This window comes from Streptomyces sp. NPDC046900 (assembly GCF_040644975.1).
In the GTDB taxonomy this organism is placed as follows: domain Bacteria; phylum Actinomycetota; class Actinomycetes; order Streptomycetales; family Streptomycetaceae; genus Streptomyces.
In genome coordinates, this window is record NZ_JBEYXD010000008.1 from 57,922 (window position 1) to 64,892 (window position 6,971).

The window sequence follows — 6,971 nt, forward strand, 5'->3', positions numbered from 1 at the left end:
TGCAGGCCGGCTTGGGTAAGAGCGGCGCGGTGGATCTTCAGCCGGACACGCACACCGGATGCGGACCCGGCCGTGGTCCTCAGCAGGGGCCCCCTCTTCGTTCACCACGTGGGGGCGAGGTTCTGGGCCGGGCAGCGCGAACGTACGTCGTCGGACTCGGCCCGCACCATGACGTCGCCGAGGCCGTGGCGGAACTGCGCGACGGTGAGAGAGACCGCGCGCGCCGGCCGGACCGGTCGCCGAATACGGGCAGGCCGACCCGCGGGTGGGCTGGTGAGCCGTTCGCCCGCGACGCGGCCCATCCCTCGTGCGGGGCCCGCCCCCGTGCAGGGCGGACGGATCAGCCCGTCAGCCCGTCGCGTCCACCAGGGCCAGGTCGTGGAGTCGCTCGGGCGGGCCCGGGCGGGCGTAGTACCAGCCCTGGGCCGTGTCGCAGCCGAGGATCCGCAACTGTTCGGCCTGGGCGCCGGTTTCCACGCCCTCGACCGTGACCGCGAGGTCCAGGCTGTGCGCCAGGGAGACGATCCCTTCGACGATCTTTAGATCGACGGGGTCCGCAGGGTACTGCTGCATGCTCTGGGTGAAGGAACGGTCCAGCTTGAGCACCCGGACCGGCAGGCGGCGCAGGTTGGCGAGGTTCGAGTAGCCCGTGCCGAAGTCGTCCAGGGCGATGTCCACCCCCATCTCGGCCAGCCGCCGCAGGGGTTTGAGCAGGTCGTCGTCGGCACCGATGAGTGCCGACTCGGTCACCTCGAGGCACAGCGCGTCCGGTTCGAGGCCCGACTGCTGCAGGATGTCGACGGTGTCGGAGACAAGCCCCGGATGGCTGAGCTGGCGCGGTGACAGGTTCACGTTGATGCGCAGCGGTACCGTCTGGGCGTACTTCTCCTGCCAGGCGCGGGCCTGGCGGACCGACTCGGCGAGAACCCAGCGGCCCAGCGGGACGATCAGCCCGGTCCGCTCGGCGAGCGGGATGAAACGGTCCGGGCCGAGCACACCGTATTGCGGGTGCAGCCAGCGCACCAGTGCCTCGGCGCCGTGCACGGTGCCGTCGCCGAGGTGCACCAGCGGCTGGTACTCGATGAAGAACTCGCCCCGGTCCAGGGCGGTCGGCAGCGCCGTCGTCAGTCCGTGCCGCGTGATGACGCGGGCGTCCGCCTCCGGGTCGGCGAGCTCGAAGCGGTTGCCGCCCGCGGACTTGGCCCGGTACATGGTGATGTCGGCGCTGCGCAGCACCTCCGCCGGGCCGCGTTCCCCCGCCGGTCCCTCGACGATGCCGATGCTGCCGCGCACGGTCAGTTCGCGTCCGTCCACGCTGATCGGGGTGACCAGCGCGTTCAGGATGCGCCCGGCGAGCTCGTCCACCTCGCGCTCGGTGTCGGGTCCGGTGGTCAGCGCGACGAACTCGTCCCCGCCGAGGCGCGCGACCATCTCGCCCGGCGCGGTCGCACAGGCCTGCAGCCGGTCGGCGACCTCGACGAGCAACCGGTCGCCGGCCGCGTGCCCGAGGCTGTCGTTGACGGTCTTGAAGCCGTCCAGGTCGAGGTAGCACAGTCCGAACCGGTGGCCCTCGCCCGCCGCGAGCGCCTTCTCCAGACGCTCGAAGAAGAGGGTGCGGTTGGGCAGCCCGGTGAGGGCGTCGTGCGTGGCCTCGTACCGCAGCCTCAGATTCAGCAGGCGCCGCTCGGTGGTGTCCTCCATGAGCGCGAGCTGGTACTGCGGGCAGCCGTCCGCGTCCCGCAGCAGGGACACGGTGAGGTTGGTCCACAGGACCGTTCCGTCGGGCCGGTAGAAGGCCTTTTCGACGTGGTAGTGGTCGCGCTCGCCGCGGACCAGCTCGTCGTACAGCCGCCAGACCTGCGGCGCGTCCTCGGCGTGGGTCCACTCGGTCACCTTGCGGCCCCGCACCAGGTTCTCGGAACCGCCGAACATGCGCAGCAGCGCGCCGTTGACCTGGAGGACATTGCCGCGGAGATCCGCGATGCCGATCCCTATGGCCGCGCCCTCGAACACCGCCCGGAAGCGGGCCTCACTGGTGTGCAGGGCCTGCGCCACCGCGCCCTGGGCGGTCAGCGCTGCCTGTGCGATGGCGTCCTGCTCGGCCAGCGTGCGCTCCCGCAGGGCCCCGGCGAACCCGGCGGCCATCGCGTGCTGCAGCCGCGAGGAGCGGGTACGCAGCGCCTCCAGGGCCTCCGCGGAGGCGTCCGGGTCGCCGCAGTAGAGCACCAGATAGGCGTCGATGCAGTCCAGCGTGCGGCTGAGCGCCTCCGGGTCGGTGCAGTGCGCTTCGATCAGCGTCGCGCCGATGCTCTTGGCCATGGTCGCGTCGAAGGTCCTGGCCCGCAACGCGTCACTGAGCCGCAAGGCCAGTGGCAGCAGCCGTTCCTCGAACTCCGGACGGGTCAGCGACGTCGAGGTGACCGGGAAGACCGCCCGGCTCCAGATCGTCGCGAACCTGCGCAGTCTGTCCTCCGGTCCCCCCGGTTCCGCGGTCACGCCCAGCGCCCCACGCCCGCGAATCCCGCGAAGGCATAAGGATCCTCGTCCTCGGGTGCCGTGTCGGGCCGCCACTTCGGCATCGGCACCAGCCCGGGTTCCACCATGTCGTACCCCTCGAAGAACCGCGCGATCTCCTCGCGCGAGCGCATGATCAGCGGATTTCTGATGTCCTTGTACACGTCGACCGCGCCCTCGGCCCGCTCCTGCGGAAGCGGGATCCCCTCGTACGACGCGTGCGTGACGATGAGCAGGCTGCCCGGAGCCAGCGCGTCGCGCAGCTCGGCCACCGCACCGTACGGGTCGTCCATGTCCTCCACGAAGTGCAGTATGGCAACGAGAAGGACCGCAACTGGCCGGTTCAGGTCGATCAGTCGCTCCAACTGAGGGCTCGACAGGATCTCCTGGGGTTTGCGGAGGTCGGCCGCGACAACGTCCACGTCGTCGTTGCCCCGGAGAACGGCCTGGCTGTGGGCCACTGCCACCGGATCGTGGTCGACGTACACCACGTGCGCGCCGGGGTGCGCCTGTTGGGCCACTTCGTGGACATTGCCGAAAGTCGGGATGCCGGAGCCGATGTCGAGGAACTGGGTGATGCCCTCCCCGACGGCGAAGCGGACCGCGCGGCGCATGAACGCCCGGTTCGCCTGCGTGATCTTGGGGAGCCCCGGCAGGAACTCCATCACCTTGCGCGCCGCCTGCCGGTCGACCTCGAAGTTGTGCGAACCGCCCAGGTAGAAGTCATACATACGGGACACGCTCGGCACCGAGATGTCGATGCTTCGCGGGGCCCAGGCGGGGCGCTCCATGTAGCTCTCCATGGCTAGGCGACGGGTGGCCGATCCGGTGTTCGAGCTGAGGCTACTGATCGTCCGCCAACGGAGCGAGCAAAAACGGAAATTGACCGTCCGTTCCCGGTCACAGTGCGTTGCTTATGCGACGGAGGGGGGTTTGGGTCTGCCTGCGGCTGTTGGTTGGCTGTGGGTGGGCGCGGCGGTCCGCTCGCGCGTGCGGGGTCGTCGTGGCTGAGCGCGCCGTTCCCCGCGCCCCTGACGGGGTGCTGCAGGGCCGTGCGCACGGTTGCCGCCCGCCGGGCATGCCGGAGGTCCGCCCCCCTTCGTGTGGTGTGGAGGGGGGTGGACCTGGTCGTGCGCGTCTGTGTCCCGTTCGTCCGGCACCGCTGTTCGGGTGTCCGCTCCCTCCGCTTCCTTGCCGACGGGCGAGACGCTTGATCAACCCTGGGGAGGCGACCTCTACTTGGACGCGCCGACCGGCTTTCCGTCGGGCCGGACGGCGTACCACGTGCCGCCCACGCCCTGCCCGTTGGTGTCTCCGGGGGCCTGGTCGCCGGAGAAGGTGTAGATCGGCCAGCAGTTGACGGTCATCTGCTTGGCGCCGTCCGGGCGGGTGAAGCCCATGAGACCCTTCTTCTTGACGCCCTTGGTGTCGTTCGCAGCCACAGGGGCGACGACCGGCCACTTCTCCAGGCACGCGCCCGTGCAGTTCGAGACCGACTTGGGCCAGGCCTGGTCCTTCATGAAGCGGTAGACCGTCATGCCGTTCTTGTCGACCACGATCTCGCCGAGCTTGGGGTCGTTGCGGACGGACAGGCCCGGCAGGGCGGCGCCCGCCTTCTTGCCGGTGGGCGCGGTCGCGAACCAGGTGCCCTTGACGCCCTGACCGTTGGTGTCGCCTGCCTTGACGTCCTTGGCGTAGCGGTACATCGGCCAGCCGGCGATGGTCAGTTGCTTGGTGCCGTCGGTGCGGGTGACCTCGCCGAGCAGGGACTTGTCGATGCCGGAGGCGACCGTGGCGCCGTCGGCGGGAACCGGCGGCCAGGCCTTGGCGCAGTCGCCGTCACAGGTGGACTTCGGCGGCTCGGCCGTGTCATGGTCGAAGCGGTAGAGGGTGAACCCGGCGCCGTCCGTGACGATCTTGCCGAGCTTGGCGTTCTCGATGACGGCCAGCTGACCCGCGGACTGACCGCTCGCGGGGGCCGAGGCGCTCGGGGCGGTGGTGGAGTCGGCGCCGTAGCCGTTGCCGGGGTCCGTCACGCTCGAACCGAAACCGCCTGCGGCAGCGGTGGCCCCCACGTTCTGACTGCCCGTGGACTGGGTGCCACTCTCCTGACCGCACGCCGTCGTGAGCGCCAGCACGGCCGCAGCTGTCGCCACGAGGGAGGCGCTCCGCCAGGATGTCTTCATTCTCAACTCCCGCTATCTGCTTGAGTGTTCGGCTCCCTCTGGGCGCCGTGTATGGCCCTAGGTACGCGCGGGAGCGCCCCAGGCGTTCAATCGGGCCCCACTTTTCTTTCCAGAACCTGTGACGCGTCCCGGCCACCCGTCGCCCACACCCTCCGTTTCACACATATGCACCCACCCGGTCGTCACGCAAGCATGATCGGGCAAACCATCCGAAGCGGGATCTCCTTCCTTCAGGGCAATTCCCCAGCACCCGGGCGTACCCGGGCACCGACGCGCCGATGATCTCGATCGTGCATCGACCCGAACGGACCGGATCCTCCCTCCTCACAAGGGCGTTGGCCCAGGTGACGCTGGTGTGGATCCTTGTGGGCGCGCCCGCGGGCGCGGCGTCGGCGGACGCGTGCGCGTACGCCTCCACGGGCCCGGGCGGCACGGACGCGGTGGCGATCGCGGGGGGCGACATCCTCTTCCCCCCGTGCACTTCACCGAGTCCGAGCCCCATCCCGACGCCGAGCCCGACGCCCACCCCCAGCCCCACGCCCACCCCGAAACCGCGGCCTACGCCGAGACCCGTGCCGCCGCCTCCGCCGCCGCGCACCGCGGCACCGCCTCTCCGGCCGCGGCCGGCACCGGTGTCCCTGCCCACACCGAGACCCACTCCTCCGCCCCGGCCGAGCCCGCGCCCCGCCGCGACCCCGGTGCACTATCCGGCGTACCACGCGGTGACCCGCCCGCGACCGCCGCGCGACGGTCCCTCACCTCTCGTGTTCACCCTGCTCATCGCCGCGCCCGCGGTGTTCGCCGTCGCCGCGCTGCGTCCGCGCTGACCTCTGGAGGCACCCCTTGTCGGAATGGCTTGTTCTCACCCTCGCGATGGCAGCCGCCTGCGTCGTCGTGATCGTGGTGACGTTCCTGCGGCACCGTACGGCGGCGGAGGACGACGATCCGTCCGAGACGCCGGACGTGATCGAATACATGACGATGTGGATCGGCGTGGTGTACGCCATCGTGCTCGGCCTGGCCATCGCCGGGGTCTGGGAGGCCCGCAGCGCCGCCCAGGACCACGTCCAGGCCGAGGCGCAGGCGCTGCACGAGATCTCCGAACGGGTGCGCGTCTATCCGGCCGACGTGCGCGATCGCATCCGCGCCGATGTCACCGCGTACGTCGGCCATGTGGTGCACACCGAGTGGAAGACCATGTCGGACCACGGCAAGGTCACGGCGCGCGGCGGGGAGCTGCTGCAGAAAGTCCGTCAGGACGTCACCGACTACGAGCCGGAGAACGACTTCCAGGCGCAGTCGTACCAACCGCTCCTCGATCAGGTGGCCGCCGCCGACGCGGCACGGGCCGCACGCGCCGACGCGACGGGCTCGACCATGCCGCCCGTGGTGTGGTTCGGGCTGATCGCGGGCGCGGTGGTCACCATCGGGATGGTGTTCGCGCTGCAGATTCGGCGCACTCCACGCGAACTCGTCCTCGCCGGGCTGTTCTCCGCCCTCATCGCCTTCCTGCTCTTCCTGATCTGGGACTTCGACGCCCCCTACAGCAGAGGCATCGCGGCCTCGGCGGAGCCGTTCCTGTCGTTGTTCCCGCACTTGCACAGCTGAGCGTCTCCCGGTGCCGGTCCGGCCGGGGCGGGGCGGGCGCTGCTCGCGCCCGCCTCGCCGCGTACTCCGCCTCCCCTGTGCGGCGCACGGGCTTGCCCCATTCGCGCTTCTGAGATCGCGCGCCCGCACCGGCCTTCTTAGCGTTCCGATCATCGAGGTGCATTTCCGGTGCAGGCGGAATCGGTCCGCAGCAAGGCTCCTCGGGGACCTGGAGGCTTCCATGGGCGCGATACGCACACTCTCGGCCACAGTCCTGGGCGTCACCGCCCTGACCCTCACTGGATGTACGTCGACCGGAGGCGGTGACGACGACTCCAACGCGGCCTTCGCCTACAACCTGCAGCCGGAGAAAGTCTCCCCCGGCGGCCGGCTCGCACTGCCCGTTCAGGGCTGCAAGGACGATGCCACCGTCTACTCGGGCGTCTTCGACACGGTCACGATCCCCAAGGGGCGCACCACGGCGACGGCCACCGTCGACCGGGGCGCCAGACCTGGCTCCACGTACGACGTGACGTTCCGATGCGGCCAGGAGTACGGCCACCGCCGGCTGGCCATCGCGGCGTCGAGCGAGGACAACGACGCGAACGGGGACGGGTACCGCAAGACGGGCGGAGGGAACGGAGGGGGATACAACGGGAACGGCATCGGGAACGGATACGGCGT

The 6,971-nt window shown here is 70.4% G+C and carries 5 protein-coding genes; 2 read left to right on the plus strand and 3 right to left on the minus strand.

What is annotated here, in order from left to right; genetic code table 11:
- Positions 1-348 precede the first annotated feature (348 nt).
- From ABZ904_RS10850 to ABZ904_RS10860, 3 genes are all read right to left on the minus strand, one after another.
- Positions 349-2,496 carry an EAL domain-containing protein gene (locus ABZ904_RS10850; protein ID WP_359404356.1) on the minus strand — a complete coding sequence of 716 codons (2,148 nt, stop codon included), beginning with the start codon at positions 2,494-2,496 and terminating at the stop codon, positions 349-351.
- Entirely contained in the window at positions 2,493-3,305 is an 813-nt protein-coding gene (locus ABZ904_RS10855; protein ID WP_361822514.1) for an SAM-dependent methyltransferase, read from the minus strand. The genes ABZ904_RS10850 and ABZ904_RS10855 overlap by 4 nt, the downstream gene beginning before the upstream one ends.
- A gap of 444 nt (positions 3,306-3,749) precedes the next feature.
- Positions 3,750-4,700, minus strand: a complete 951-nt coding sequence (locus tag ABZ904_RS10860; protein ID WP_360997993.1) for an SCO0930 family lipoprotein — start codon at positions 4,698-4,700, stop codon at positions 3,750-3,752.
- Positions 4,701-5,543: 843 nt separating this feature from the next.
- On the opposite strand from ABZ904_RS10860, the gene ABZ904_RS10865 reads away from it, so the two are divergent.
- On the plus strand, positions 5,544-6,308 hold the full coding sequence (locus ABZ904_RS10865) for a DUF4239 domain-containing protein (RefSeq protein ID WP_359404364.1): 765 nt from the start codon (positions 5,544-5,546) through the stop codon (positions 6,306-6,308).
- Positions 6,309-6,528: 220 nt separating this feature from the next.
- Positions 6,529-6,971, plus strand: a 443-nt coding sequence (locus ABZ904_RS10870; RefSeq protein WP_361822517.1) for a hypothetical protein, incomplete at its 3' end; no start/stop codon positions are given.